General features: G+C 41.7%; 4 protein-coding genes and 1 pseudogene. All 5 read left to right on the forward strand.

Annotation, left to right across the window (positions count from 1 at the left end; translation table 11 throughout):
• A pseudogene (locus AB4Z33_RS30435) lies at positions 1-435 on the forward strand (MFS transporter); the annotation flags it as partial.
• A 252-nt stretch (positions 436-687) separates the two neighbouring features.
• Entirely contained in the window at positions 688-1,665 is a 978-nt protein-coding gene (locus tag AB4Z33_RS30440; protein ID WP_442053485.1) for an aldo/keto reductase, read from the forward strand.
• Between the two features lie 70 nt (positions 1,666-1,735).
• Complete coding sequence (locus AB4Z33_RS30445) at positions 1,736-2,770, forward strand: zinc-binding dehydrogenase (protein ID WP_442053486.1); 1,035 nt, start codon at positions 1,736-1,738, stop codon at positions 2,768-2,770.
• 32 nt (positions 2,771-2,802) lie between these two features.
• The gene (locus tag AB4Z33_RS30450) at positions 2,803-3,123 is read left to right on the forward strand and encodes a carboxymuconolactone decarboxylase family protein (protein ID WP_442053487.1); all 321 of its coding nucleotides are present in this window, start codon (positions 2,803-2,805) and stop codon (positions 3,121-3,123) included.
• 14 nt (positions 3,124-3,137) lie between these two features.
• Positions 3,138-3,554: a cupin domain-containing protein gene (locus tag AB4Z33_RS30455; RefSeq protein WP_442053488.1), complete on the forward strand. Its 417-nt coding sequence runs from the start codon at positions 3,138-3,140 to the stop codon at positions 3,552-3,554.
• Positions 3,555-3,848 lie beyond the last annotated feature (294 nt).

Raw genomic sequence — 3,848 nt, forward strand, 5'->3', positions numbered from 1 at the left:
GGTGGGGCCAGCATAATAGGGAACATTGTTGCAGGCAAGCTCCTTACAAAAAACACAATGAAATCTATAATATCCTTTCCATTCGTATTGGCATTTGTTTACATTTTATTGTTTTCAATGGGGCAGTTCACTATACCTATGGCAATCATTGTTTTCGCTTTTGGGATAGTAGTGGCTATAGGGAACAATATCTCGCAATATTGTATTGTATCTGCAGCACCAGAAGCTCCTGAGTTCTCAAATGGCTTATTTTTAGCTTCTGGTAACGTAGGGGTAACAATCGGGACAACAGTAGGAGGAACGATTATTACTGAGATGGGGACAAAATATGTGGTATTAGGCGGATTCCTATTTTTGTTATTGAGTATACTGTTTATTTTAATGAGAAACTACATGCATTATCCCATTAACCTCACTAACAGAGAGAGACAGTAAGAATTAATAATAAACAAAAATTGATGATCTGTTGCTAAATTAACAAATCAGAATTTTTTAACCATTGAATTCAAACTGCTTAGATCTATAATAATAGACACAAGTTGATTAAACGACTCAAATTGCTTATCGCGATTATTGCACAATAATTTTTTGATTGAGAAGTTTAATAAATTTTGATCTATATGTACACGTAAGATTGAAGCTTTGATTTACAAATACGGATTAAAGAAAAGGAAGGACTTAGGACTTATGAAGAAAAGATTATTGGGTAACTTGGAGACTTCATTACTTGGATTCGGGTGTATGGGACTAAACTATCATCGGGGTCCGGCAAAAGACCGTAATGAAATGATTCAGGTCGTGCACTCCGCTATTGATGCTGGCATTACCATGTATGACACAGCAGAAGTTTATGGGCCTTATACAAATGAAGAGCTTGTGGGTGAGGCGCTTGCAGGTCACCGCAGCAGGGTACAGATTGCGACAAAAGGCGGTTTTAAGATCTCTGGTTTAACAAATGAGCTTGACAGCCGGCCAGAGTCCATCATCCGTTCAGTTGAAGAATCTTTAAAAAGATTGCGTACGGATTATATCGATCTATATTATATCCATCGCGTGGACCCAAAGGTTCCAATTGAAGATGTAGCGCTGACTATGCAACAACTTAAAAATGATGGAAAAATCCTCCATTGGGGATTGTCGGAGGCAAGCGCTGAAACCATTCGCCGGGCACACTCCGTTGAACCGCTGGCGGCAGTGGAAAGTGAGTATTCGATTTGGTGGCGCGATGTAGAGCGAAACATTCTCCCTGTACTCGAGGAATTAGGGATTGGCTTAGTTGCCTATAGCCCTCTGGGACGTGGATTTCTAACCGGAAAAATAGACAAGAACAAATCTTTCACTGAGAATGACAACCGAGGGGAGCTACCGCGGTTTACCAAGGAAGCAATGGAAGCGAATCAAATAATTATTGATTTTTTGAATAAACTGGCTGAACGGAGGAATGTAACTCCTGCACAAATAGCACTTGCATGGATTCTTTCCCAGAAGTCCTTTGTTGTTCCAATTCCAGGGACAACAAATGTCAACAGAATCCCTGAAAATGTTGCATCAACTAATATCGAGTTTACTGAACAAGAGCTACAGGAAATCAATGAAGGAATCGCCAAGATCCAAATTGTTGGTGACCGTTATCCGGAAACAGAAAAGAAAAGGACCGGCAAATAAGCAAATACTAATTCTGCCGAAAGTTTAAATCAAAACAAAAGTTTCATAAATGAAAAGAGGGTTAATTGGAATGAAAGCAAATATGRTGTATGCTGCTGGTGATGTTCRCGTAGTAGAAATACCCGTTCCGAAATTGCAAAAACCGACTGATGCCATTTTGAAGGTGGTTAGCGCTTGCATTTGCGGAAGCGACCTGCATCCTTATCATAGCATGCATGCCCATGAGCATGGCGAAGGTGAAGCCATGGGCCATGAAGTCATCGGAAGAATTGAAGAAATGGGATCGAACGTTACTGGATTCAAAAGAGGCGATTTGGTTGTCGTTCCTTTTGCTTATGGTGACAACACATGTCCTTTTTGCGAAGAAGGATTAATGACTTCATGCATGCACGGAGGGTTTATGTCCGGTTGCCAGGCGGAGTTTGTTAGAGTACCTCAAGCACAAGGAAGTATGTTCAAATTGCCTGACGAAATAGATGAGAACTCTCCATTACTGCCTTCGCTATTAACATTGTCTGATGTATACGGCACTGGTTATCATGCGGCTGTGAAGGGCGGTGTGAATGAAAATACGACAGTAACGGTTATCGGTGATGGAGCAGTTGGTCTTCTTGCCGTCCTGTCAGCGAAGAAACTCGGTGCCAAGAAAATCATTCTCATGGGTCGACATAAGGTACGGACAGATCTTGGTGTTGAATTTGGTGCCACAGATGTTGTTTCTGAGCGCGGAGAAGAAGGCATTACGAAAGTTCGGGAGTTGACAAATGGCGAAGGAACACACGTTGTTCTTGAATGTGTTGGTCTAATGCCTGCTTATGAGATGAGCCTTGGTGTAGTGAGGGCTGGTGGGGTTATCAGCCGTGTCGGGGTGCCTCAGTATGAGGATGCTCCCATCGGCTTTGCTAGTCTTTTCGGGCGTAATATAACGCTGACGGGGGGACCAGCGCCAACGCGTGCATATATGGAAGAATTATTGCCGGACATCCTTAACGGAACAATTGAACCTGGTCGTGTATTTGATGTAACCGTTGATCTGGATGGGGTTCCAGAAGGTTATCGTGCCATGGACAAACGTGAAGCGCTCAAAGTATTAATTAGACCTTAATAAAATACTGGTTAAGAAAGGAGATAAGAACTATGCCAGAAAAACAAACAGCAGGGCGAGATTTGCTTGGAGAATTCGCTCCTAAATTCGCAGAACTTAACGATGATGTATTATTCGGTGAAGTTTGGTCCCGAGAGAATGAATTGTCTCCTCGCGATCGCAGTGTGATAACGGTTAGTGCTCTAATCGCTGGTGGGAACTTTGAACAATTGCCAGCTCATTTACAAAGAGCAAAAGCAAACGGTGTTACCCAAGAGGAAATAGCTGAAATGATAACCCACCTTGCTTTCTATACTGGATGGCCAAAAGCGTGGTCAGCATTTAACAGAGCTAAAGAAATCTATAAGGACTAAGGGAGACAAGGGTCATGATTATCAAAGACTTGAAAGATACGATTTTATTCGATACAGGAGAACCTAATCCATTTTCTCAATTTTTCGTAGGTCAAAGTTATTTAAAAATGCTCACACCCGGCCCAAATGCTATTGGGAATGTGACGTTTGAACCGGGTTGCCGTAATAACTGGCATTCTCATGCAGGGGGGCAATTATTGTTTGTTACTGCCGGAGAAGGTTATTATCAAGCTATGGGCGAACCTGCCCAACGCATAAAAGCAGGGGATGTAGTAATCATTCCAGCCGGGGTGAAACATTGGCATGGTGCTGCAGATGACTCATGGTTTGTTCATTTAGCAGCTGCTGGTGATCCGAGCAAGCCAGAAACTGAATGGTTTGAGCCTGTAAATGAGGAACAGTACGTAGAAGCAAATAAAGTGAAATATTGATAATGCTTTAAACCGTGAGACACTTGTAGCGGATGCAAGCTATTCATTCACGAACATTTTCAATTTAAAGAAGAATCTACTTAATAGATATTAAGCTATTTGGGAACTTTAGTTCAATGCTCCATTTTTCATCAAGCTATTGGGCAGGACAGAGTGAATGATGACTGAGTCCAATACTTTATAATTCGGCCGGCAGCACACTTATTATTTTAATCAACAGTAACAAGGACATATATTGTGTAACAATTTATATTTGTCGGAAGACAAGAACATCTGTACAACGGAGGTCGCATA

This window comes from Paenibacillus sp. 2TAB19 (assembly GCF_052115185.1).
Taxonomy (GTDB): domain Bacteria; phylum Bacillota; class Bacilli; order Paenibacillales; family Paenibacillaceae; genus Pristimantibacillus.